Source organism: Sinorhizobium sp. 22678, assembly GCF_052044265.1.
In the GTDB taxonomy this organism is placed as follows: Bacteria; Pseudomonadota; Alphaproteobacteria; order Rhizobiales; family Rhizobiaceae; genus Sinorhizobium; species Sinorhizobium meliloti_A.
In genome coordinates, this window is the sequence record NZ_JBQEMS010000013.1 from 35622 (window position 1) to 60794 (window position 25173).

19 protein-coding genes are annotated in these 25173 nt (G+C 61.4%); 14 read left to right on the top strand and 5 right to left on the bottom strand.

Going from position 1 to position 25173, the window contains the following annotated elements:
* Positions 1–59 precede the first annotated feature (59 nt).
* Positions 60–530, bottom strand: a complete 471-nt coding sequence (locus ACTJKL_RS19780) for an Lrp/AsnC family transcriptional regulator (protein ID WP_003529557.1) — start codon at positions 528–530, stop codon at positions 60–62.
* A gap of 433 nt (positions 531–963) precedes the next feature.
* Here ACTJKL_RS19780 and trxB point away from each other — a divergent pair, with 433 nt between their 5' ends.
* The 7 genes from trxB (at position 964) to ACTJKL_RS19815 (ending at position 7666) form a co-directional block, all read left to right on the top strand.
* Positions 964–1938 carry a thioredoxin-disulfide reductase gene (trxB, locus tag ACTJKL_RS19785; RefSeq protein WP_100674002.1) on the top strand — a complete coding sequence of 325 codons (975 nt, stop codon included), beginning with the start codon at positions 964–966 and terminating at the stop codon, positions 1936–1938.
* A 234-nt stretch (positions 1939–2172) separates the two neighbouring features.
* Positions 2173–3069 (top strand): LysR family transcriptional regulator VtlR, encoded by an 897-nt coding sequence (locus tag ACTJKL_RS19790; RefSeq protein ID WP_003529555.1) that lies wholly within the window; start codon positions 2173–2175, stop codon positions 3067–3069.
* Between the two features lie 643 nt (positions 3070–3712).
* Positions 3713–4003, top strand: a complete 291-nt coding sequence (locus ACTJKL_RS19795; protein ID WP_100674004.1) for an ArsR/SmtB family transcription factor — start codon at positions 3713–3715, stop codon at positions 4001–4003.
* Positions 4004–4051: 48 nt separating this feature from the next.
* Positions 4052–5173: an alkene reductase gene (locus ACTJKL_RS19800; RefSeq protein ID WP_127710960.1), complete on the top strand. Its 1122-nt coding sequence runs from the start codon at positions 4052–4054 to the stop codon at positions 5171–5173.
* Positions 5174–5243: 70 nt separating this feature from the next.
* Positions 5244–6038: an aminoglycoside phosphotransferase family protein gene (locus ACTJKL_RS19805; protein ID WP_338283146.1), complete on the top strand. Its 795-nt coding sequence runs from the start codon at positions 5244–5246 to the stop codon at positions 6036–6038.
* Positions 6039–6096: 58 nt separating this feature from the next.
* Entirely contained in the window at positions 6097–6606 is a 510-nt protein-coding gene (locus ACTJKL_RS19810; RefSeq protein ID WP_338283098.1) for a GNAT family N-acetyltransferase, read from the top strand.
* 46 nt (positions 6607–6652) lie between these two features.
* A complete protein-coding gene (locus ACTJKL_RS19815; RefSeq protein WP_338283099.1) occupies positions 6653–7666 on the top strand; it encodes a transglycosylase SLT domain-containing protein in 1014 nt (337 codons plus the stop codon).
* Here ACTJKL_RS19815 and ACTJKL_RS19820 read toward each other — a convergent pair.
* A complete protein-coding gene (locus ACTJKL_RS19820; RefSeq protein ID WP_338283100.1) occupies positions 7656–8696 on the bottom strand; it encodes an NAD(P)H-binding protein in 1041 nt (346 codons plus the stop codon). The two genes, ACTJKL_RS19815 and ACTJKL_RS19820, sit on opposite strands and share 11 nt — an antisense overlap.
* 90 nt (positions 8697–8786) lie before the next feature.
* On the opposite strand from ACTJKL_RS19820, the gene ACTJKL_RS19825 reads away from it, so the two are divergent.
* On the top strand, positions 8787–9680 hold the full coding sequence (locus tag ACTJKL_RS19825; protein ID WP_440853613.1) for a LysR family transcriptional regulator: 894 nt from the start codon (positions 8787–8789) through the stop codon (positions 9678–9680).
* 67 nt (positions 9681–9747) lie between these two features.
* Here the strand turns inward: ACTJKL_RS19825 and gyrA are convergent, their stop codons facing one another.
* A complete protein-coding gene (gene gyrA / locus ACTJKL_RS19830) occupies positions 9748–12543 on the bottom strand; it encodes a DNA gyrase subunit A (protein WP_324763353.1) in 2796 nt (931 codons plus the stop codon).
* Positions 12544–12829: 286 nt separating this feature from the next.
* Here gyrA and ACTJKL_RS19835 point away from each other — a divergent pair, with 286 nt between their 5' ends.
* The gene (locus tag ACTJKL_RS19835) at positions 12830–13459 is read left to right on the top strand and encodes a MarC family protein (RefSeq protein ID WP_100674011.1); all 630 of its coding nucleotides are present in this window, start codon (positions 12830–12832) and stop codon (positions 13457–13459) included.
* Between the two features lie 66 nt (positions 13460–13525).
* Here ACTJKL_RS19835 and ACTJKL_RS19840 read toward each other — a convergent pair whose 3' ends face one another.
* Complete coding sequence (locus tag ACTJKL_RS19840) at positions 13526–14050, bottom strand: single-stranded DNA-binding protein (RefSeq protein ID WP_018097703.1); 525 nt, start codon at positions 14048–14050, stop codon at positions 13526–13528.
* A gap of 286 nt (positions 14051–14336) precedes the next feature.
* Between ACTJKL_RS19840 and uvrA the strand changes: the two genes are divergently transcribed.
* The 3 genes from uvrA (at position 14337) to ACTJKL_RS19855 (ending at position 22626) form a co-directional block, all read left to right on the top strand.
* The gene (gene uvrA, locus ACTJKL_RS19845; protein ID WP_440853614.1) at positions 14337–17258 is read left to right on the top strand and encodes an excinuclease ABC subunit UvrA; all 2922 of its coding nucleotides are present in this window, start codon (positions 14337–14339) and stop codon (positions 17256–17258) included.
* A 99-nt stretch (positions 17259–17357) separates the two neighbouring features.
* Complete coding sequence (locus ACTJKL_RS19850) at positions 17358–18161, top strand: DUF72 domain-containing protein (RefSeq protein WP_440853615.1); 804 nt, start codon at positions 17358–17360, stop codon at positions 18159–18161.
* Between the two features lie 673 nt (positions 18162–18834).
* Entirely contained in the window at positions 18835–22626 is a 3792-nt protein-coding gene (locus tag ACTJKL_RS19855) for a vitamin B12-dependent ribonucleotide reductase (protein ID WP_440853616.1), read from the top strand.
* A gap of 222 nt (positions 22627–22848) precedes the next feature.
* On the opposite strand, the gene ACTJKL_RS19860 is transcribed toward ACTJKL_RS19855, so the two are convergent.
* A complete protein-coding gene (locus ACTJKL_RS19860) occupies positions 22849–23487 on the bottom strand; it encodes a glutathione S-transferase family protein (RefSeq protein WP_440853617.1) in 639 nt (212 codons plus the stop codon).
* 187 nt (positions 23488–23674) lie between these two features.
* Here ACTJKL_RS19860 and ACTJKL_RS19865 point away from each other — a divergent pair, with 187 nt between their 5' ends.
* Entirely contained in the window at positions 23675–23833 is a 159-nt protein-coding gene (locus tag ACTJKL_RS19865) for a hypothetical protein (RefSeq protein WP_018097708.1), read from the top strand.
* 956 nt (positions 23834–24789) lie between these two features.
* The gene (locus ACTJKL_RS19870) at positions 24790–25155 is read left to right on the top strand and encodes a hypothetical protein (RefSeq protein WP_440853618.1); all 366 of its coding nucleotides are present in this window, start codon (positions 24790–24792) and stop codon (positions 25153–25155) included.
* Positions 25156–25173: the final 18 nt, after the last annotated feature.

Genomic DNA, 25173 nt, shown 5'->3' on the forward strand with positions numbered 1-25173 from the left:
ATTCATTCGGTCCGCGGGGCGTTTGGTTGCGATGCTCGGCGGCCGGGCCGCCCTGCACATCAGATTTCTACCTGACATGCGTCCTTCACTTGACGGATCGTCAGCATCGTCCGCACCGTGTCGACATTCTCGGTGGCGGTCAGCTCTTCAATAACGAAATCCTGAAAGCTCGCAAGGTTTTCGGCCACGCACTGCAGCAGAAAGTCCGATTCCCCGGAGACCATCCAGGCCTCGCGAACAAGCGGCCACGAGGCGGTGCGGGCGGCAAACGCCTTCAGATTGGCATCGGACTGGTGCTTGAGGCCGACCATGCAGAAGGCGACGAGGTCGTATCCCAGCGCGGACGCGTTCAGAAGCGCACGATAGCCTCTGATGACGCCGGCCTCCTCGAGCTTGCGCACGCGGCGCAGGCACGGAGGAGCCGAGATCCCCACCCTCTCGGCCAGTTCCACATTCGTGATTCGGCCGTCGTCCTGCAGTTCGCGCAGTATCTTCATATCGATGGCATCGAGCTCGACGCGTACGACCATTGCCCAAATCCCCAATCCTGCCGGCCTTGCGGGGAAGGCCCCGTTTTATCCGCCGATCAACTGCACCACAGGCCGTAACCGCGCGACCTATCCGTCCGCACCAAAGGGCGCCTGGCGGCGGCTGCCCCCGGGCTGTCTCCGTGCTTGGGTAGCACGTAACCGAATGCCGATACGAGAGCGCTTGCAGTTGCATGCACAAAAACCTTGTGCGCCCGGGCGCTGGAGCGTGTTATGCCGGTGCTGCGGGTCAAAACCGATGCAAATATGCCCGATCTGGTGTCAAATCGACGCTGACCACGCAACCACTTGTGTGTATCAGAGGACGCGCCCTTGAAAGTGCGCGCTGTGAATACCTAAAGTAAGGCAATATTTGCATTGGCGGATTGCACCGGAGGACGCTCCCTGCTCTCTCCGGCGGACGAAGGACAAAAGCATGACTGCGCGCCACACGAAAGTGTTGATTATCGGTTCCGGCCCTGCCGGTTATACCGCGGCCATCTATACGGCGCGAGCCATGCTTTCGCCGGTCCTCATCGCCGGTATGGAACAGGGCGGCCAGCTGATGATCACCACGGATGTGGAGAACTATCCGGGCTATGCCGATCCGGTCCAGGGGCCCTGGATGATGGAGCAGATGCTGAATCAGGCGATCCACGTCGGCACGGAAATCGTCAACGACCTCGTAACCGACGTCGACCTGTCCGTCCGCCCCTTCCGCCTCAAGACGGATAGCGGCACGGATTGGACGGCGGACGCTTTGATCATCGCCACCGGCGCCAAGGCGAAATGGCTCGGCATCGAAACCGAGCCGACCTTCATGGGATTCGGCGTTTCCGCCTGTGCCACCTGCGACGGGTTCTTTTATCGCAACAAGGATGTCATCGTCGTCGGCGGTGGCAACTCCGCGGTGGAGGAAGCACTTTATCTCTCCAATCTGGCGAAGACCGTCACCGTCGTTCACCGCCGGGATGCTTTTCGCGCGGAAAAGATCCTGCAGGAGCGCCTTTTCGCAAAGCCGAACGTCAAGGTGATTTGGGACCACGAGGTTCTGGAATATCTCGGGACCCCTGCAAAGCCGCCGATGCCGGCCTCGGTCAACGGCGTGAAGCTTCGCAACACCAAGACCGGGGAAACATCCGACATGGCCATCGACGGTGTTTTCGTCGCGATCGGTCATGCGCCTGCGGTCGAGCTCTTCAAGGGCAAACTTCGCCAGAAGCCGAACGGGTATCTTTGGACTGCGCCGGATTCCACCGCGACCGACGTCCCGGGCGTCTTCGCCGCCGGCGACGTGACCGACGACATCTATCGGCAGGCGGTTACCGCCGCCGGCATGGGTTGCATGGCTGCGCTCGAAGCGGAGAAATACCTGGCGGGTCATATGCCCGTCGCAATTGCAGCCGAATAGAAGCTGCTAAACAGGGCACGCGCCGGGATCGGGGCGCGGCTCTGCTAGCGCGGGATGAGGAAAAGTGCGTGCGGTTTTCCGCCCGCATCCCGCGTCTCAACTTATTAGAATCGATCACGTTCATGATCTTAGGTCGGTCCGACCTAAGATCATCGTGATCTAGGGAACAGATGCATCGGTCGTCTCCGGAGAAAAGTGGCAAGCTTTTCCGGCTGAGCCTTTATGGGGGATTCTATGTCGCTGGACTGGGACAAACTGCGCATTTTCCATGCGGCGGCCGAGGCTGGCTCGTTCACGCACGCGGCAGACAAACTCCACCTTTCGCAGTCGGCGATCAGCCGGCAGGTCAGTTCGCTCGAGCAGGATGTCGGTATCAAGCTCTTTCATCGGCACGCCCGCGGCCTGATCCTCACCGAACAGGGCGAAATGCTCTATCGCACCGCGCACGACGTGCTGATGAAGCTCGAAAGCGTCAAGGCGCAGCTTAGCGAGACGACGGACAAGCCGAGCGGCAAGTTGCGGATCACGACCACGGTCGGCCTCGGCCAGGGGTGGCTGACCGACAAGATCCAGGAATTCATGTCCTTGTATCCGGAAATCCAGGTACAGCTCATCCTCGACAACGAGGAGCTGGATGTGAACATGCGTCATGCGGACTGCGCCATCAGGCTGCGGCAGCCGCAACAGTCGGATCTGATCCAGCGCAAGCTCTTCACCGTGCACATGCATGTCTATGCCGCGCCGTCCTACATCAACAAATATGGCGAGCCGCAATCGCTTGACGATCTCGACAATCACCGGATCATCACCTTCGGCGAGCCCGCCCCCAACTATCTGCTCGACGTGAACTGGCTGGAGATTGCCGGACGCGATTCCGACAATCCGCGCATTTCGCATCTGCAGATCAACAGCCAGACATCGATCAAGCGCGCCTGCCTGCTCGGCATCGGCATCGCCATGCTTCCGGACTATATCGTCGGCCGCGATCCCGGTCTCATTCAACTGCCGATAAGCGCCGATATCCCCTCTTTCGATACCTATTTCTGCTATCCGGACGAATTGAAGAACGCGGCGAAGCTGAAAGTCTTCCGCGATTACATCGTCGCAAAAGCGAGAAACTGGAACTTTTGACGTTCCGTTCAATTGCCCGAATTGTGAGCAATTGCCAGATTCTTGCGTAAACCTTTGTTATTGCATGTCTCTTTTCGAGCGAGAGCGAAGCTCCTCGCGAAGCGCATCGTTGTGCGCTGCAAAAATGAGCAGCGATGCGCAAACGGCATGGCTGTCATGCATATTAAATGATTGCCGACAGCCCAAAAAAGCAGCATACCAAACTCAGCTGATGCATCTTTGGTGGCTTCTCCTCCCAGTGCCACCGCAGCAGCTGTTCCCCTCTGGAGGTTTTAATTACCTTCACAACTACAAGGGCCCAAGTTTTCTTGTGGCCCTCTTTTTTTGCCTGCGGGAGCCCCACAGCCCTCAGTTGCGAAAATCTTCGGAACGGCTATTGAAAGCGGCTACGGCCCTCCCCATATCTCTTTCAGCTGGTGCATCTAGCGGCTTTCTCCTCCCCAGCCGCTGCAGCAGCTGTTCCCCTCTGGAGGTTTGAAACCTTCACAACTGAAAGGGCCCAAGTTTCTTGTGGCCCTCTTTTTTTGCCCGCGTTTTGCCCGGCATTCACAGGTCATTTGGGCTCGGTATTCACGACGTTGTGACTTCCTGTATCGAATTTTAGCGATATATATATCGAAGAAACTAAATACGTCGAAATACAATGGATAGAGACGAAATCCTCAAAGCACTGGCGCATCCGACGCGCATGGAGATCCTGACCTGGCTGAAGGAGCCGCAGACGCATTTCTCCGGCCAGGAGCATCCGCTCGACATGGGCGTCTGCGCAGGGCAGTTCGAAAGATGCGGCCTGTCGCAGTCGACGGTTTCATCTCATCTCGCCGTGCTGCAGCGCGCCGGTCTGGTGACGACCCGCCGCGTGGGCCAGTGGGTCTTCTATCGGCGCAATGAGGAGACCATCGCAGCGTTTCTGAAGACCATCGGCGATCTCTGATTTCCCCCACTTCCTCCCAAGTCTCAACCGCAATGGAAAGGACAATCCATGGCCTCTCTCTTCGATCCGATCACGATCGGCGATATCAGCCTCAGCAACCGCGTGGTGATGGCACCTCTGACCCGGAACCGTTCACCCCAGGCCGTGCCCAATGATCTGAACGTCGCCTATTACGAACAGCGCGCATCCGCCGGCCTGCTGATCACCGAAGCGACGGCGATAAGCCACCAGGGCCAGGGCTATGCCGACGTGCCGGGCCTTTACAAACCGGAGGCCCTCGCCGGCTGGCGCAAAGTCACGGATTCGGTTCACAAAGCCGGTGGCAAGATCGTCGTGCAGATGTGGCATGTCGGGCGGATATCCCACGACTCGCTCCAGCCGCAGGGCGGCAAACCGGTCGCCCCTTCCGCTATCCGCGCAAAATCGAAGACCTATCTCGTCAATCCCGATGGGACCGGCAGCTTTGCCGAAACCTCCGAACCGAGGGCGCTCGAACTGGCGGAGATCGGCGGAATCGTCGAGGATTACCGCAAAGCTTCTCGGGCCGCGATCGAAGCCGGTTTCGACGGCGTCGAGATCCATGCTGCCAACGGCTATCTGATCGACCAGTTCCTGCGCTCCGGGTCCAATCAGCGCACGGACGCCTACGGCGGCTCGATCGAGAACCGCGCCCGCTTCCTCTTCGAGGTGGTCGATGCCGTTACCAAGGAGATCGGCGCTGGCCGGGTCGGGATCCGCATCTCTCCCGTGACCCCCGCCAACGACGCCTTCGATCCGGATCCGCAGCCGCTCTTCACCTATGTCGCCGAGGGCCTGGCCCGCTATCCGCTCGCCTATGTGCACGTGATCGAGGGCGCTACCGGTGGGGCGCGCGACCATCAGCAGGGTGACCGGCCCTTCGACTACACAAGCCTCCGTGCCGCCTACGCAGCCGCCGGCGGCAGGGCAGCCTGGATGACGAACAACGGTTACGATCGCGATCTGGCGCTGAAGACGGTCGAAAACGGCGAAGCCGATCTGGTTGCTTTCGGCAAACCCTTCATCGCCAATCCGGATCTCGTTCGTCGTTTGAGAGACAACGTGCCCCTGAATGCGCCGGACCAGGCGACCTTCTATGGCGGCGGCGCCAAGGGTTATACGGATTACCCATCGCTCGAAAACGTCGCCTGAATCGATAAAGACCAAGGAGCCCCGCCCAATGCGCGGGCTCCTTGCGCAGCGAATCGATTATGCTGTCCCGATGTTCACGTCCTTCATCGATGAATGGTCTCTAGAGCCCGCAGGCGACCCTATCCTCACGCGGACGAGCCATCTCCTGCCCGTTCGCTGGCGCGGCGTGCCGGCGATGCTCAAGGTGGCAGACGAGCCGGAGGAAAGATTTGGTGGGCAGTTGATGCGATGGTGGGATGGCCACGGCGTCGCCCGGGTCTACGCCGCAACCGAAAGCGCCATCCTCCTCGAACGGTCGGAGAGCCGCCGATCGCTTTTTCATATGGCGATGACCGGCAGCGACGACGACGCCACCCGGATCGTCTGCCGCACCGTTGCCGCGCTGCATGCACCACGGCCCTCCACGCCGGCGGGTCTCGCACCGCTCGAGCGCTGGTTCCAGGCGCTGGACCCTGCAGCCCGCGCCCATGGCGGTATTCTCAGGACCTGTGCAGACGCTGCCCACCATCTCCTATCCGCGCCCGAAGTCCCGGTCGTCCTGCACGGAGACATTCACCACGGCAACATTCTCGACTTCGATGCCCGGGGCTGGCTCGCCATAGATCCCAAGGGCCTCTATGGCGATCGCGGTTTCGATTACGCCAATCTCTTCTGCAATCCGGAGCTTCCCGTCGTAACCGCTCCGGGGCGGCTATCCGGACAGCTTGCAATCGTCGCCCATGAGGCGCGGCTGGAGCCGAAGAGGCTCCTTCGGTGGATCGTCGCCTATGCCGGCCTGTCGGCGGCCTGGTTCCTTGGCGACGGAGAAAGCCCGGAAAGCACTTTGGCAGTGGCCGCGATTGCAGCCGCGGAGCTGAGCGGCTAGTGGACGGGGAGAAACTCGGCTGTTGAGCCGACAAGTCCGCTGGACCCGGAGGAAGAGTATGGAAATCAGAGATGCCGCAGAAACCGATCTTCCGGCGATATGCGCGATCTACAACGACGCTGTGGCGAACACGACGGCGATCTGGAACGAGACCCTTGTCGACGTCGCCAACCGGAAAACCTGGCTGAAAGCACGCAACGCTGCCGGCTTTCCGGTGCTTGCCGCCCTTTCCCCTGACGGCGAGGTCGTCGGCTACGCCTCCTTCGGCGAGTGGCGCGCCTTCGACGGATACCGGCACACGGTGGAGCACTCGGTCTATGTGCGGACGGACCAGCGCGGCGGCGGCATAGGCCGGGCGCTTATGCTCGCGCTCATCGATCGTGCCGAAGCACTTGGCAAGCACGTGATGGTCGCGGGGATAGAGTCGGCAAACCTGCCGTCGATCCGTCTCCATGAGCAACTCGGTTTTCGTGAGGCCGGCCATATGAAGGAGGTCGGCACGAAATTCGGCCGATGGCTCGACCTCATCTTCATGCAACTGATCCTTCGCACCGGTTCTCCGGACTGAAAGCTTTGCAGCCCGATTTCTCGTCCGCAACGAAGATGCTATCTATATGCACTCGTTGGTCGCCGAGGGCCGCATGGTCGCGTACGAAAAGGCAGGCACAAGCTTTATCCGGAGCACCCTGAAGGGACGTCTGGCACGCGTCGCCGCGGCCGTGTTGTCCGTGGTCATGTGTTTTGTCTCCGCCCACTCCGGGGCTGCGGAGGCACGCACCGACGCGCCGGCTCCGCCGCGGAAGTGCCTCTACTCGGGGGTGTCCACGGCAAACCCCTTCCTCCGTCTCTGCATCAGCCCCGACAATTTCGCCCGCGACGTCTGCGGCATCATCGAACATTATGCCAAGGCGAACGATCTGCCCGCCGCTTTCTTCGCCCGTCTGATCTGGCGCGAAAGTCTTTTCCAGCCGGACGCCATCAGCCCCAAGGGCGCAGAAGGAATTGCCCAGTTCATGCCCGCGACGGCAAAGCTGCGCGGCCTCTCGGACAGCTTCAACGCGGTGGCGGCGCTCGGCAAATCCGCCGAATATCTGAGGGAGCTCAAGTCCCGGTACGGCAATCTCGGTTTTGCGGCGGCGGCCTACAATGCCGGCGAAGCAGGCCTGGAGCGCTTCCTGGAAAAGGACCGTCTACCCTATGAAACGCGGGATTACGTGCTGGCGATCACCGCCTATTCGGTCGAAGACTGGCGCGACAACCCACCGAAGTCGCTCAACATCGAACTCGACAAGAACAAAAGCTTCCTCGATGGCTGCGTCGCGCTTGCCAATACGCGGCGCTTGCGCGAGCTGGTTATCGCCGATGAAGCCGTCTGGGCGCCCTGGGGCGTTCAGCTTTCGGCCCACTATCAGAAATCCATGGCGCAGCGGCTGTTCCTGAATGCCGTGAAAAGATTGCCCGCTCCGATCAACAGCGAAAAGGCAGTTCTGGTGCGGGAGCGCAATGCCAGCTTCGGGTCCAGGCGCCGCTACGCTGCCCGCATCGGCCGGCAGACACGCGCCGAGGCAGACCAGCTTTGCGCCGCCATCCGCAAGAGCGGTGGCGTCTGCGTCGTGTTCAAGAACTGACGGATGCACGCCCCAGCGCGTTGCCGCTATGCCCGGCGGGGAAATTGTTGCTCGTTTCACTGCGCAGGCAATCAAGAGACGCAAGCGTCGTTGCAACGGCTTGGTCGATCGGCGTATGCGGCTCTTCACCCAGCAGCGCGACAAGGCGATCGTTGCGCATTTCAAGCGGCTTCCGCCACAGGTAGCGCATCTCCTTAACTTCCCGAAAGAAAGGGACGACGGGCGACGCCAGCGTGACGAGCCACCACGGAAAGGACCGAACCCTTAGGTGCGGCCTGTCCGCCGCACGTCTGATCGCGGCGATCATTCTGGTGCCTTCATCGTCGAAGTGTCCGCGCATATGGTAGACGGCGAAGGGCGGGAGGGTTTCCGCACGCTCGATCAGGCGTGCCATCGTCTCCGCCATGTCCGGCAAATAGGCCCATTGGTGAGCGACCCCTTTCGCGCCGGGATAAGTTACCGTCGTCAGCGGTTTTCCAGGCTTCACCAGCCCTTGCGAGAACCAGTTGTTCCCAGCATTCGGCCCGAAGAAATCCCCCGCCCGGAGGATGATGACGCCGGTGCCTTCCTCAGAGGCAGCTTTCAGCCGGGCCTCCATTTCCTTGCGAATCGCTCCCTTTTTCGTCAGTGGCCGCTGCGGTGAATCCTCACGAAGAATTGGGAAAGCGTCGGGACCGAAGTTATACATCGTGCCCGGTAACACGATGCGGGCGGCAGCCTGTCCGGCTGCACCTATGGTGTTGTCGAGCATCGGCAGCACCAGGCGTTCCCAATCGCGGTAACCGGGCGGATTGACCGCATGAACGATGAACCCCACTCCCTCTGCCGCGGCACGAACATCCTCCGCGTTCATCGCGTCGCCTTGAATCCACTCGAGGGCCGGCATTTCTGCGGATACCTTCGCAGCGTTGCGGTGCAGCGCGCGGACTTTCCACCCACGCGCATTCAGGTTTTGCGCCACGGCGCCACCGATTCCGCCTGTTGCACCCAGCACCAGGACCGTTCCTGTATTCTCTTTCGTCGCGCTCATCATTCTCTCCATCGCTTGACGAAGGGAGCATCGGCCATCATTCGGCTAAACGGAATAGTCTAAATAGGTCTTTCCGCTATACTGAAATGCATGAACCTCATTGAGCCGAGTTGGGACTTCTACCGCACCTTTCTCATGGTGTTGCGCGAGCGCTCGCTATCGGCCGCGGCGCGCCAGCTCGGCCTGACCCAGCCGACCGTTGGCCGGCACATAGATGCCTTGGAGACGTCCGTGGGGTTTCCGCTCTTCACGCGTTCGCCGCACGGATTGATGCCGACCGACGCCGCGCTGGAGTTGCGGCCCTATGCCGAGACCCTGGCAGCGACAGCTGCAGCCCTGTTGCGTGCCGCATCAGGACAACACGGTGCGATCGGCGGAACGGTCCGTATCAGCGCCAGTGAGGTCATCGGCGTTGAAGTCCTGCCCCCGATCCTCGCCGAATTGCACAGGGACTATCCGGACCTCTCCGTCGAACTTTCCGCGTCGGATGTCGTCGAAGACTTGCTTCGCCAGGAGGCGGATATCGCTGTGCGCATGGTCGCGCCGGCCCAGGAGGCATTGGTTGCGCGCCATATCGGTGCGGTTCCGCTCGGTTTCCATGCGCATCGCTCCTATCTGGAGCGCCGTGGGATACCGCAGACGCTTGAGGATCTCTCCCGCCACAGCGTGATTGGCTATGACCGGGAAACGCCGGCGATCCGCTCGATCATAGGAAGAGCATCGGACTTGCCGATCGGGCGCTTCGCTTTCAAATCCGATAGCAACCTTGCTCAACTCGCGGCGATCCGCGCCGGTTTCGGCATCGGCATTTGCCAAAACGCCCTTGCCGCCCGCGACTCGGATCTCATGCACGTGCTGACGGATGCCTTTGAACTGAAGCTCGAGACCTGGCTCGTAATGCACGAAAATCTCCGTGCGACGCCACGTTGCCGCGTGGTTTTCGATGCCCTTGCCCGCGGGCTTCTCGACTACCTGCGCCAATAAATCGATTCCCAAAAAAAGAGACCCGCCGCTGGAAAGCGGCGGGCCTGAACTTATTCCTGCGCTTCGATCACTCGTCCGGTGTCGACGTGGTGTCCGGCGGCAGCTCCGGTTCGGCCATGACGCCTTCGGCACCTACGGCTTCGATCTCCTCGTCGCCATCCGGCTCACTGATCCGCTCGACCGAAACGACCTTCTCGTCCTTGGCGGTGGAGAAAATGGTCACGCCCTTGGTGGCGCGGCTCGCCAGGCGAATGCCTTCCACCGGAACCCGGATGAGCTGACCTCCATCGGAAACGAGCATGATCTGGTCGTTGTGCTCGATCGGGAAGGCGGCGACGAGTTCGCCGATTTCCGCCGTCTTCGAGGTATCGGTGGCGCGAATGCCCTTGCCGCCGCGGCCTGAAGTGCGGAAGTCGTAGGACGAGGAACGCTTGCCGAAGCCTTTCACCGAGACCGTCAGGATGAATTGCTCGCGCGCCTTCAGTTCCTCGTAGCGCTCATTGGTGAGTTCGCCGCCATTGGTGACCTCCTCGCCGACAAGCACGATTTCCTCTTCTTCACCGGTCAAGGCGCGACGCTCCGCTGCCGACCGTTTCAGATAAGCGGCACGCTCCCACGGCTCGGCTTCGACGTGAGCGACGATGGCCATCGAGATGATCCGGTCGCCGTCACCGAGCGAAATGCCGCGAACGCCGATCGAGTTGCGGCCCGCAAAGACGCGGACATCGGCAACGGGGAAGCGGATGCACTGGCCGAGGGCTGTCGTGAGCACCACGTCGTCGAACTCGGTGCAGGTGTCGACCGAGAGGATTTCGTCGCCCTCCTCTTCGAGCTTCATCGCAATCTTGCCGTTGCGGTTGACCTGGACGAAGTCTGAGAGCTTGTTGCGACGGACCGTGCCGCGGGTCGTCGAGAACATGACGTCGAGGTTTTCCCAGGTCGTCTCGTCCTCGGGAAGCGGCATGATCGTGGTGATGCGCTCGCCGGGTTCCAGCGGCAGCATGTTGATCAGCGCCTTTCCGCGCGACTGCGGCGTGCCGATCGGAAGGCGCCAGACCTTCTCCTTATAGACGATGCCGCGGGAGGAGAAGAACAGAACCGGCGTGTGCGTATTGGCGACGAACAGCCTGGTAACGAAATCCTCGTCGCGCGTGGCCATGCCCGAGCGGCCCTTGCCGCCGCGGCGCTGCGCCCGATAGGTCGTCAGCGGCACACGCTTGATGTAGCCGAGATGGGACACGGTCACCACCATGTCCTCCTGCGCGATCAGGTCCTCGTCGTCCATGTCCGGACCGCCGTCGGCAATCTCGGTTCGGCGCGGCGTGCCGAACTCGTCGCGGACTGCGGCAAGTTCGTTCTTGACGATCTGCATGATACGGAGACGGGACGACAGGATGTCGAGGTAGTCCTTGATCTCCTCGCCGATCTTGTTGAGCTCGTCGCCGATCTCGTCGCGGCCGAGCGCGGTCAGACGCTGCAGGCGCAGATCGAGGATCGCGCGAGCCTGTTCTTCGGACAGGTTATACGTAGCGTCGTCATTGATCCGGTGACGCGGGTCGTCGATCAGCCGGATCAGCGCATCGACGTCGTGCGCCGGCCAGCGGCGTTCCATCAGCTGTTCGCGCGCGGTCTGCGGATCCGGCGCCTGGCGGATGAGCTTGATCACCTCGTCGATATTCGCGACCGCGATCGCGAGACCGACCAGCACATGCGCCCGCTCGCGCGCCTTGCGCAGCAGGTATTTCGTGCGCCGGCTGACGACATCCTCGCGGAAGGAGACGAAGGCGCGCAGCATATCGAGCAGCGTCATCTGCTCCGGCTTGCCGCCGTTCAGCGCCACCATGTTGCAGCCGAAGGAGGTCTGCAACGGCGTGTAGCGGTAAAGCTGGTTGAGAATGACTTCGGCGTTGGCGTCGCGCTTCAGTTCGATGACGACGCGATAGCCCTGGCGGTCGGATTCGTCGCGAAGATCGGAAATGCCCTCGATCCGCTTCTCGCGGACGAGTTCGGCCATCTTCTCTATCATCGTCGCCTTGTTCACCTGATAGGGGATCTCGGTGATGATGATCTGCTCGCGATCGCCGCGCATCGGCTCGATATGGGCACGCCCGCGCATGATGACGGAGCCGCGGCCGGTCTCGTAGGCCTGACGGATTCCCGAACGGCCGAGGATCAGCGCCCCGGTCGGGAAATCCGGCCCCGGAATGATCTGCATCAGCTCCGGCAGTTCGATCGCGGGATTGTCGATCAGGGCGATACAGCCGTCGATCACCTCTACGAGGTTATGAGGTGGGATATTGGTCGCCATGCCGACGGCGATGCCGCCGGCCCCGTTGACGAGGAGGTTCGGGAACTTTGCCGGGACGACGACGGGCTCGTGCAGGGTGCCGTCGTAGTTGTCGCGGAAATCGACCGTGTCCTTGTCGAGATCGTCCAGCAGCGAATGCGCCGCCTTCTGAAGCCGGCACTCGGTATAACGCTCTGCCGCCGGCGGATCGCCGTCGACGGAGCCGAAGTTGCCCTGGCCGTCGATCAGCGGCAGCCGCAGAGACCAATCCTGCGCCATGCGTGCGAGCGCATCGTAAATCGCCATGTTGCCGTGCGGATGGTATTTACCCATCACGTCACCGGTGACGCGGGCGCATTTTACGTATTTCTTGTTCCAGTCGATGCCGAGCTCGCTCATCCCGTAGAGGATGCGGCGATGAACGGGTTTGAGACCGTCGCGCACGTCGGGAAGCGCGCGCGACACGATCACGCTCATGGCGTAATCGAGATACGACCGCTGCATTTCCTCGATGATGGAAATCGGCTCGATGCCTGGCGGATTTTTTCCGCCGCCGGGGGTGCTTTGCTCAGTCAATGGCGATCACGATCTTTGTTCAGAATCAATCGGTTTTTTATAGCCGAATGCGGCTCGGAGCGCCAATTTTCGGCCGGTGTTTTGAACAGTCTTTTGCCGCAGGAACAGGCTTTTCTAGGGCAAGGAAAGGAGCTCGCAAGGAAAGCTGCGCGCCTCGGGGATGGCGCTGGTTTAAGCCATTGCGTTGCACTTGGCTACCCGCTCTTTCCAAGCTCGCATCGCTTGCCTAACAATGCGGGCCGCACCACCGGGAAGAGCCGGGGTAGAAATCCGGAAGGGGATACGGATGTTCGATGTCGATCTCTTGGTCAATGCGCTGACGACGCTGCTCGTCACGCTTGATCCGCCCGGCCTTGCGCCGATCTTCCTGAGCCTGACCGTCGGCTTGAGCCGGCAGCAGCGCTTCCAGGTCGCGACCCGCGGCTCGCTCATCGCTTTTTTCATCCTCGCCGCCTTTGCGCTTTTTGGCGACGGCATCCTCGGTCTGCTCGGCATCTCGATCGGCGCCTTCCGGATCGCCGGCGGCATGCTGCTCTTCTGGATCGCTTTCGAGATGATTTTCGAGAAACGCCAGGAGCGAAAGGAAAAGGCCGGAGAGACGGCGATCACGAAGGACCACCTTCACAATATCGCGGTCTTTCCTCTCGCACTGCCGCTGATTGCCGGGCCGGGAGCGATCTCGGCAACCATCCTTCTCGGCAGCTCCTTTCCCTCGGCATTGGATCGGGTGCAGCTCATCGTCGTCATCGCCGCATCGATGGCCATATTGTTCCTGGCGCTGGTGATCGCCGAGCGCATCGACCGATTCCTGGGCGTCACCGGCCGGGCGATCCTTACCCGCCTCCTCGGCGTCATCCTTGCCGCACTCGCCGTTCAATTCGTCGTGGACGGCGTGCGCTCGGCGTTTCAGGTCTGAAGGCATAACGAGAACGGCCCGCGACGAAGCGGGCCGGATGGGTCTCGGACTGGCTGGAGCAGTCGATCAGAACGGAATGTCGTCGTCGAGATCGCGCGAGAAGTTGCCGCCCTGGTTCGGCTGGTTCGATTGACCGCCGGACCGGGCGCCGCCCGAGGAGGACCGCGACTGATCGTATTCCTCGTAGCCGCCACCGCCGTAGTCGCTGCCGCCGCGACCTGCGCCGCCGCCCTCGCCTCCGCGACCGTCGAGCATCGTCAGGGTCGAGTTGAAGCCCTGAAGGACGACCTCGGTCGAATAGCGGTCATTGCCGGTCTGATCCTGCCACTTGCGCGTCTGCAGCTGGCCTTCGATGTAGAGCTTGGCGCCTTTCTTCACATATTGTTCGACGACCTTGCAGAGGCCTTCGTTGAAGACGACGACCGTGTGCCACTCCGTCTTCTCGCGGCGCTCGCCCGAATTGCGGTCGCGCCAGGTTTCGGAGGTGGCAATTCTGAGGTTGGCGATCGGCCGGCCGTCCTGCGTGCGCCGGATTTCCGGGTCGGCCCCGACGTTTCCGATCAAGATCACCTTGTTGACGCTACCAGCCATATCGCTTTTCCCGTTTCTGCCGCCGGACCGCTCGGCCGGCTTTCCAATGTCTCATGTGCGAACACCTTAGCGGCCCGCCGCCGCCGATACGCCCCGTATCGCGCATAATCCACAGCTGATTTGGCGTGGATATGGCAGAGTTTGTTCTTTTTTTGTTCTAGTATTCCTCTATGATCCTGTCAACCGAATCGCAATTGAACCGCCTCTTTTGCCGATTGCGCCTCGACATGGGCGCGGCCGTCATTACATAGGGGGCTTTCAACCGACATACAAAGCTGGCCTTCCGATGAGCGAACTCAAGACCATCTCCATTCGCGGCGCTCGCGAGCACAATCTCAAGGGCATCGACCTTGATCTGCCGCGCAACAAGCTGATCGTGATGACCGGCCTTTCGGGCTCCGGGAAATCCTCGCTTGCCTTCGACACGATCTACGCCGAGGGCCAGCGGCGTTATGTCGAGAGCCTCTCGGCCTATGCGCGCCAGTTCCTCGAAATGATGCAGAAGCCCGACGTCGATCAGATCGACGGGCTCTCGCCGGCGATCTCGATCGAGCAGAAGACCACGTCGCGCAACCCGCGCTCGACTGTCGGAACCGTTACCGAGATCTACGACTATCTGCGCCTGCTCTTCGCGCGCGTCGGCGTGCCCTATTCTCCCGCTACGGGCCTGCCGATCGAAAGCCAGACCGTCAGCCAGATGGTCGACCGGGTGCTGGAGTTCGGCGAGGGAACGCGCCTCTATATGCTGGCCCCGCTCGTGCGCGGGCGCAAGGGCGAGTACAGAAAAGAACTCGCCGAGCTGATGAAGAAGGGCTTCCAGCGCGTAAAGGTAGACGGGCAATTTTACGAGATTGCCGACGTGCCGGCGCTCGACAAGAAATACAAACACGACATCGACGTGGTCGTCGACCGTGTCGTGGTGCGGCCCGATATCGGAACCCGTCTCGCCGACAGTATCGAAACCTGCCTTACGCTCGCCGACGGCTTGGCGATCGCCGAATTCGCCGACCGCCCCCTGCCTCCGGAAGAGACCTCCGCCGGCGGCTCGGTCAACAAGTCGCTGAACGAAACGCATGAGCGGGTGCTGTTTTCCGAGAAGTTCGCCTGTCCCGTCTCGGGTTTCACCATTCCCGAGATCGAGCCGCGGCTTTTCTCCTTCAACAATCCCTTCGGAGCCTGCACGACCTGCGACGGGCTGGGCAGCCAGCAGAAGATCGACGAGGCGCTGATCGTTCCGGAGCCGAACCGCACCCTCAGGGACGGCGCCATCGCACCCTGGGCGAAATCCACCTCGCCCTACTACAACCAGACGCTCGAGGCCCTCGGCACGGTTTTCGGCTTCAAGCTCGGCAGTCGCTGGAGCGAGCTTTCCGAGGAAGCACAGGACGCGATTCTCCACGGCACGAAGGACAAGATCACCTTCCACTATCAGGACGGCGCCCGATCCTACAACACGACGAAAACCTTCGAGGGCATCGTGCCGAATCTCGAACGCCGCTGGAAAGAGACCGACAGCGCCTGGGCGCGCGAGGAGATCGAGCGCTATATGTCGGCGGCGCCCTGCCCCGCCTGTGCCGGTTACCGGCTGAAGCCGGAAGCGCTTGCCGTCAAGATCCACGCGCTGCATATCGGCGAGGTTTCCGATATGTCTATTCGCGCCGCACGCGACTGGTTCGAGGTCTTGCCCGAGCATCTCAGCACGAAGCAGAACGAGATCGCCGTGCGCATCCTCAAGGAGATCCGCGAGCGCCTGCGCTTCCTGAACGACGTCGGCCTCGAATATCTGAGCCTTTCACGCAATTCCGGCACGCTTTCGGGCGGAGAAAGCCAGCGCATCCGGCTCGCGTCGCAGATCGGCTCAGGGTTGACGGGCGTTCTCTATGTTCTCGACGAGCCCTCGATCGGCCTTCACCAGCGCGACAATGCCCGCCTCCTGGATACGCTGAGGCATCTGCGCGACATCGGCAACACGGTCATTGTCGTGGAGCATGATGAGGATGCGATCCTGACGGCCGATTACGTCGTCGACATCGGCCCGGCGGCCGGCATTCACGGTGGCGAGGTCATTGCGGAAGGGACCCCTTCCGATATCATGTCCAATCCGAAATCGCTGACGGGGAAATATCTCTCCGGCGAGCTTTCCGTTGCCGTGCCCGGCGAACGGCGCAAACCGAAGAAGAAGAAGGAAGTCACCGTCGTCGGCGCGCGCGCCAACAATCTGAAGAACGTGACCGCATCGATCCCGCTCGGTGTCTTCACCGCCGTCACCGGGGTATCGGGCGGGGGCAAGTCCACCTTCCTGATCGAGACGCTCTACAAGGCTGCCGCCCGCCGCGTCATGGGCGCGCGCGAAAATCCGGCCGAACACGACCGGATCGACGGCTTCGAGCATATCGACAAGGTGATCGACATCGACCAGTCGCCGATCGGCCGCACGCCGCGCTCCAACCCGGCGACCTATACCGGAGCCTTCACGCCCATTCGCGACTGGTTCGCCGGGTTGCCGGAAGCAAAGGCGCGCGGCTACCAGCCGGGCCGCTTCTCCTTCAACGTCAAGGGCGGCCGCTGCGAGGCCTGTCAGGGTGACGGCGTCATCAAGATCGAGATGCACTTCCTGCCGGATGTCTACGTCACCTGCGACGTCTGTCACGGCAAGCGCTACAATCGCGAGACGCTGGACGTTCACTTCAAGGGAAAGTCGATCGCCGATGTGCTCGACATGACGGTGGAGGAAGGCGTCGAGTTCTTCGCGGCCGTTCCGGCGGTGCGCGACAAGCTGGTGACACTGAACCAGGTGGGCCTCGGCTATATCAAGATTGGCCAGCAGGCGAACACGCTTTCGGGCGGCGAAGCCCAGCGCGTCAAGCTCGCCAAGGAGCTGTCGAAACGCTCAACCGGGCGCACGCTCTATATTCTCGACGAGCCGACAACAGGCTTGCATTTCCACGACGTAGCCAAGCTTCTTGAAGTTCTGCATGAGCTGGTCAATCAGGGTAACTCCGTGGTGGTCATCGAGCACAATCTCGAAGTCATCAAGACGGCCGACTGGATCATCGACTTCGGCCCGGAAGGCGGCGACGGCGGCGGCGAGGTCATTGCGCAGGGGACGCCGGAAGAGGTCGTGAAGGAGCAGCGCTCCTATACCGGCCAGTTCCTGAAGGAGCTTCTGGAGCGCCGGCCAGTGAAAAAGGTGGTTGCAGCGGAGTGATGTGGCCGGGCCGGACGCCTCGTGAAATCGGGTGGCGTCTCTGATTCGCCGCGGCTACAGCGGTTTTGCGCGTCTGAGTGAGCATCGAGGAGGAAGAGGATGGCAAATTCGGGACAAATCCGCATCGGCATCGGCGGATGGAACTTCGAACCCTGGGAAGGCACCTTCTATCCGGACGATCTTCCGAAGAAGCGGCAGCTCGAATTCGCCGGCAAGGAATTGCGGACGATCGAGGTCAACGGCACCTATTACAGCTCACAGAAGCCGGCGACTTTTGCCAAGTGGGCGTCGGAGGTTCCCGACGGCTTCATTTTTTCGCTGAAGGCGAGCCGCTTCGTGACCAATCGCAGGGTCCTGTCCGAAGCCGGTGAATCCATGGAGCGGTTCCTGACCCAAGGACTGACGGAACTCGGCGACCGCCTCGGTCCCATCCTCTGGCAGTTCGCGCCGACCAAGAAATTCGACGCGGAGGATTTCGAGGGATTCTTGAAGCTCCTGCCGGAAAAGCAGGACGGCCTTAAGCTCCGCCACGTGGTCGAGGTCCGCAACCCCAGCTTCCAGGTTCCGGACTTCGTCAAGCTCATTGAAAAATACAAGGTGGCCGTCGTTCTTGCCGAGCATGCGGACTACCCGATGATCGCCGATGTCACGAGTGATTTCGTCTATGCACGGCTGCAGAAGGGCAGCGACGAGGTGAAGACCTGCTATCCGCCGAAGGATCTCGATCGCTGGGCCGAGCGGCTGAAGACCTTTGCCGCCGGCGGTGAGCCGGACGACCTGGAGAAAGCTGCGTCGGAACGCAAGCCCGAGACGGCACCTCGCGACGTCTTTGCCTTCTTCATCTCCTCAGGCAAGGTCAACGCGCCGAACGGCGCCAGGGAACTGCAGAAACGCGTGGCCTAGGCGTGGCCATCGCCGAGGTCTTGTTCATGAACCCCTCTGTCAGGCCAGAGGGGCAGCAAGATCACCGCATCCGAATCACCAAACGGGCCGCTTCACACACCCACCTGATTCGCAATCGCGAGTAGCGCTGGGCTACGTCTTTTACCCGCTTTTTCATCCATAAAAATTTGAATTTCGGCCTGCCGCTAGCTCATCTTCGCAGGCAAGCGGTGGAAGTCCCTGTTTTTCAACGGATTGATCGATGTCCCCGTTTTCCACAGTCCACCCACACAAGATATAGCGCCCAAACTTCCGTCACAAACCACCCCTTGACGCCCCGAGGCGATTCACGGTTAATGGATTTCACGTTGCGACGGCGGCGGACCGGGAAGTTCAGAGGCCGGTTCACACCCCCAAATCGTCGGTTCCGACATGCGGCCCGGGCGAATGAGCCCGAGCGGCTGCAGTGGCGGAATTTGCGCGAAATTTGGGTCGCCAAAGCGGCATTTCGAGCTGGCGTAAAGAGCCTGTTAATACTATATTTAGTGTTTGCAGCCAGCATCATCACAAGATACAGGGTTACCCAGGAGCTGGGTTTCCTCACATCGACAGAAATTTTCAGGCTGGCTGCGAGATCCATCGCGGCCGGGCGAGGTTAACTGCGCTTTAGCGCATGGCAACAAAGGACGGGACAATGAAGATCGAGCGTCGTTTCACAAAGGCAGGGCAATCCGCCTATGCCGAGATTGAGTTCCGCAAGGCGACGAGTGAGATCAAGAACCCGGACGGGTCCGTGGTCTTCCGCCTTGCGGATATCGACGTGCCAGCGCAGTTCTCGCAGGTCGCCGCCGATATTCTCGCCCAGAAATATTTCCGCAAGGCCGGCGTGCCGGCAAAACTGAAGCGCGTCGAGGAAAACGACGTGCCGTCCTTCCTCTGGCGCTCGGTTCCGGACGCCGACGCGCTGAAGGCGCTGCCGAAGGAAGAGCAGTACGGTTCCGAAACCGATGCCCGCCAGGTTTTCGATCGCCTGGCCGGCACCTGGGCCTATTGGGGCTGGAAGGGCGGCTATTTCGACACGGAAGAGGACGCCGGCGCCTTCCGTGACGAGCTCGCCTACATGCTCGCCACCCAGCGCGTTGCTCCGAACTCGCCGCAATGGTTCAACACCGGCCTCCACTGGGCCTATGGCATCGACGGCCCCGGCCAGGGCCACTTCTACGTCGATCCCTTCACCGGCAAGCTGACGAAGTCCAAGTCTGCCTACGAACACCCGCAGCCGCACGCCTGCTTCATTCAGTCGGTCGCGGACGACCTCGTCAACGAGGGCGGCATCATGGATCTCTGGGTGCGCGAGGCGCGCCTCTTCAAATACGGCTCCGGTACCGGCTCGAACTTCTCGCATCTGCGCGCCGAAGGCGAAAGGCTCTCGGGCGGCGGCAAGTCCTCCGGCCTCATGAGCTTCCTGAAGATCGGCGACCGCGCCGCGGGCGCCATCAAGTCGGGCGGCACGACGCGCCGCGCCGCCAAGATGGTCGTCGTCGATATCGACCATCCCGACATCGAGGAATATATCAGCTGGAAGGTCAAGGAAGAGCAGAAGGTCGCCGCCCTCGTCACCGGCTCGAAGATCGTCGCCAAGCACCTGAAGGCGATCATGAAGGCCTGCATCAATTGCGACGGCAGCGACGATGCCTGCTTCGATCCCAAGCAGAACCCGGCGCTGAAGCGCGAGATCCGCGCCGCCAAGCAGGCGCTGGTTCCGGAGAATTATGTCAAACGCGTCATTCAGTTCGCGCGTCAGGGTTATAAGGACATCCAGTTCAAGACCTATGACACGGATTGGGATTCGGAGGCCTATCTCACGGTTTCCGGCCAGAATTCCAACAACTCGGTCTCGATCAAGGACGACTTCCTGCGCGCCGTGGAGGCGGATGGCGATTGGCACCTGACCGCCCGCAAGGACGGCCGCGTCATGAAGACCCTGAAGGCGCGCGATCTCTGGGAGTCGATCTCCCACGCCGCGTGGGCCTCGGCCGATCCGGGCCTGCACTTCAACACGACGATGAACGACTGGCACACCTGCCCGGCTGCAGGCCCGATCCGCGCATCGAACCCGTGCTCGGAATACATGTTCCTCGACGACACGGCTTGCAATCTCGCCTCGCTCAACCTGATGCAGTTCAAGGATGCCGCGACCAAGCGGATCAATATCGGCGACTACGAGCATGCCGTCCGTCTTTGGACGGTCGTTCTCGAAGTCTCGGTGATGATGGCGCAGTTCCCGTCCCGCGAGATCGCCGAGCTCTCCTACGAATACCGCACGCTCGGCCTCGGCTATGCGAATATCGGCGGCCTGCTGATGTCGTCAGGCATTCCCTATGACTCCCCCGAGGGCCGCGCCATCGCCGGCGCGCTGACCGCGATCATGACCGGCGTCGCCTATGCCACCTCGGCCGAGATCTCCGCAAAGCTCGGCCCCTTCCCCGGCTTTGCGCCCAACCGCGACAACATGCTGCGCGTCATGCGCAATCACCGCCGCGCGGCTCACGGCGAGACCGCCGGTTATGAGGGCCTGTCCGTCAACCCGGTCGCGCTCGTCCACGGCGATTGCCCAGACCAGGACCTGATCGCCCATGCCAAGAGCGCCTGGGACAAGGCGGTCGAGTTCGGCGAGAAGCACGGCTACCGCAACGCTCAGGCCACCGTGATCGCGCCGACCGGTACGATCGGGCTCGTAATGGATTGCGACACGACCGGGATCGAGCCCGATTTCGCCCTGGTGAAATTCAAGAAGCTCGCCGGCGGCGGCTACTTCAAGATCATCAACCGTGCGGTTCCCGAGGCGTTGCGCACGCTCGGCTACTCGGAAAGCCAGATCGCCGAGATGGAGGCTTATGCCGTCGGCCACGGCAACCTCAACCAGGCGCCCGCCATCAACCCGACGACGTTGAAGGCCAAGGGCTTCACCGACGAGAAGATCGAAGCCGTCAATGCGGCGCTTAAAGCTGCCTTCGACATCAAGTTCGTCTTCAACCAGTGGACGCTCGGCGCCGATTTCCTCAAGGCGACGCTGAAGGTCAGCGACGAGCAGCTTGCCTCAATGGACTTCAACCTGCTCGAGCATCTGGGCTTCTCCAGAAAGGACATCGAAGCCGCCAACATCCATGTCTGCGGCGCGATGACGCTCGAAGGGGCACCGTTCCTGAAAGCAGAGCACCTGCCGGTCTTCGATTGCGCCAATCCCTGCGGCAAGATCGGCAAGCGCTACCTCTCGGTCGAAAGCCATATCCGCATGATGGCGGCCGCCCAGCCCTTCATTTCGGGTGCAATCTCCAAGACGATCAACATGCCGAACGAGGCGACCGTCGAGGATTGCAAGAACGCCTACATGCTCTCCTGGAAGCTCGCGCTGAAGGCGAATGCGCTCTACCGCGACGGTTCCAAGCTCTCGCAGCCGCTGAACGCCTCGCTGATCGAGGATGAGGAAGACGAGGACGCGATCGAAGAGCTGATGCAGGCGCCGGCAGCCGCCCAGGCGGTCGCCGTCACCGAGAAGATCATCGAGCGCGTCATCGAGAAGGTAGTGCGCGCCCGCGAGAAACTGCCGAACCGTCGCCAGGGCTATACCCAGAAGGCGATCGTCGGCGGCCACAAGGTGTATCTGCGCACCGGCGAATTCGGTGATGGGCGCCTCGGCGAGATCTTCATCGACATGCACAAGGAAGGTGCGGCCTTCCGGGCGATGATGAACAACTTCGCCATCGCCATCTCGCTCGGCCTGCAATATGGCGTGCCGCTCGAAGAATATGTGGAGGCCTTCACCTTCACCAAGTTCGAGCCGGCCGGCATGGTCCAGGGCAACGACGCGATCAAGAACGCAACGTCGATCCTCGACTATGTCTTCCGTGAGCTTGCCGTTTCCTATCTCGGCCGCCACGACCTTGCTCATGTCGACACCTCCGACTTCAGCAACACCGCGCTCGGCCGCGGCATTCAGGAAGGAAAGACCAACCTCGTCTCCACCGGCTGGACCCGCGGCTACAAGCCGTCCATCGTCGGCGGCACGGGCGAGCGCTCCGAACCGAAGGGGGCTTCGACGGCCGCCCCGGCCCGCGCCTCGGCCGGCGCTTCCGTCACCTCGATCTCCGGCAATGCCGTGCGCAAGCTGGAGCCGGCAATCGCCGCCGCCACCTCCGAAGTCGTCGCCTTCAAGCGCGATTACGAGGAACGGGCCGTCGAACTCGCCGAGGAGATTGCCGAAGAAGCGGAACAGGAGGTGACTGCCCTCTTCTCCGACAAGGCCGCGGCAGAGGCCGCTGCGGCAAAGTCCGAGGCAAAGAAGGTCGAAGCCGAACGCCGCGCCCGCTCGATCATGCAGGGCTATACCGGCAACATGTGCTCCGAGTGCCAGAACTTCACGATGGTGCGAAACGGCACGTGCGAGAAGTGTGACACATGCGGCGCCACGAGCGGGTGCAGCTGAGATAGGCGGCGGAAGTTGTAATCAGCCATTGGTTACGACGCACTCCCACTGAAATGACGCAGTAACAGATATGGCCGCCTCCCTGGAAGCGGCCATATCGCTGTTCTGCAGGGGGATTTTGAAAGTCGCAGCGGCTGAGAATAGTCCTATGCGTCGTTCGAAATATGATCGTTCGGCATTGAGCTGTTCTATCCGTGGGCTTCCCGGAAGAGGAAACTCGGACTATGCGGGCCGCGTCTTCTCCATCGAGCGCCTCACCGAGATCCGCGCCCACCACGCCGCCAGATTCTCCTGTTCCCGGAGCATCTCCTGCCCCTCCCGCGCCCTGAGGAAATAATCGAATATCGGGGCGGCATAGAGGTCGGCGAGCGACATGGTCTCGCCTGCGAGCCATGGCGACGCCCCCATGAGATCGGACAACGCCTTCAGGCAGGTCCTTGCTTTCGGCAGCGCTGCAGCGAATACCGCTTCGTCGGCAACTGCGCCGCTTGCCGGCTTTGAGACGCGCTCGACGTAGATCCCCCAGACCAAAGCGGGATAGGCGTAGTTGTCCGCGATGCTGACGATCTGGTTGCAGCGGGCGCGTTCCCGTGGATCGAGGGGCTGAAGCTGCCTCCCGTCGAATACCTCGTCGACATAGCGCGCTATCGCGCCGGTCTCATAAAGCCTGAAGCCTGCATGGTAGAAGGCGGGAATGCGGCCGAAGGGATGTCGCTCGAGGTAGTGCGCTGGCGGCCCCTCGGCAGCGAAGATGTCGACGGGGACGAGTTCGTAGCCGATCTCCTTCTCGGCCAGCACCAGCCGCACGATCCGCACGTAGACACTGTAGTCCGCTCCGAACAGGCGCGGTCTTTCCGTCATTGCATTCTCCCCTTGCATCAATATTTCGTCCTAAGATGTAGCCGGCTTTCGCGGCATCGATGCGACGAGACGCGGGCAGCGTTCGTCTCACGAAGGAAAAAGCAAAGGAGTCAATGTGAAAGCGATGGACTGCCGCCTCGGGATACCGCAATTTATGCGCGTCTGACGAAGCAGAATCGGAGAGTTCATGTCCCTCAAATATTTGACCGCCCTATTGGCGCTTGCCGTCCTGTCGGGGTGCACCAGCACCGGCGGAAACAACACGACCTATGCTCAATGGTACGGACCGAATCCGGTTCCCAATTTCAGCGCCGCGAGCCCCGGCGGTGTTCGCGTAGGCTATTAAGCACCTGGACCGGCCAAGGAAGCTCGCGGAATTTCGCAGCCGCCTATGTTCTTCAAGGTGTGGATAAACCGGTTCCCCTGACGGAGGCGGCACAGTCGCAGCGCCTCCGTTTTGCCGTTGCGAGCCGCCGCCGCTTGGGTCGCATTGGATTTGGCCACGCAGAGGCGACGATGATCTCGGAGGCGATCACCTCGGCGGGATTAGACCATGATAGTAATCCCCGTCACCGCCGACCACCCGGTCCCCGGTGTGCGAGCACGCCGCCAGCGTGGCGAGTGCGAGCAACAACACGATCTTGCGCATAGGCCCCCATACCTTTCCTAACAGTTTGACGGCCATTGATATTCTGCCATTCGCGCCGGATCAATTCCAAACCTGTCGATCTGCAACTTATGCGACCGGTTGCCGGCCGAAGTTGGGACATGCGGTGCGCGGGCGCCTCTCGTGAGGCGCACCGCGACAGCCCTCTTGCGACGCGACTGAAACGAGTTCGTGCGCCGCGTTTCGGGCTTCGCTTCATGCTGTCGTTCTTAAAGCCGCTATGGGGCTGGGCGACATGCTTCAGAAAGGCGTCGGGGGTACGACGCCGGTATAGTATTGGCCTTCCCCCGCATAATACCGTTCGGCGCTGGGCCTTCCCGTTTGCGAGCACGCGCTGAGAGCAAAGATCGCCAACAACAATACGATCGCGCGCATGGATTTACGTCCTTTCGTGAGTGACCTTCTTCAATATGACTTTTATGAACTAAATTTTTTGCCGGCGCAGAAGCCGCGCCGGCTCTCGGTTACGGCTGCGATTGTACATACCGTTCAACCGACGGTACACAAAATTGCGCAACGTTTAGCCCGCAGCCCTCGAATCGTTACGATTTTCTTAAAATTCGATCACCCGATTTCACCTGCTCGCAATCGCAGTCTGGCACAGGAAAGGATTATCGTGCCCGAGGACTGACAGGATGACCCAGGTCGTTACCATCTCCGCGACGACGGCGGCCTATGCGGCGGATGCATCGAAGCCGCCCACGCGCCTGCGTGGCGATGGACCTGTCGACGAGGCAATCACACTGCTTTCCGCGCGCGGCCAAGAGCAGGCGGCAGTCCCGAAGATCAGAAGCGCGCTGCCGCTGCACCTCATGCTGATCGGCGCAGAGCGCCGTCTGCCGCAACAGACGCAGGCCGAAACGCTGCGCCGCTATCTCGAAAACGCCGAGGACGAAGACGGCCACGAAGAAGATCGCCGGCAGGAAGATGGACCTGCCGGCGACGAACCGGAGCAAGTTGCGCTCACCGACATGCTCGACCGGTTCATTCAGAGAACCTGAACCGATCAAGGATCACGC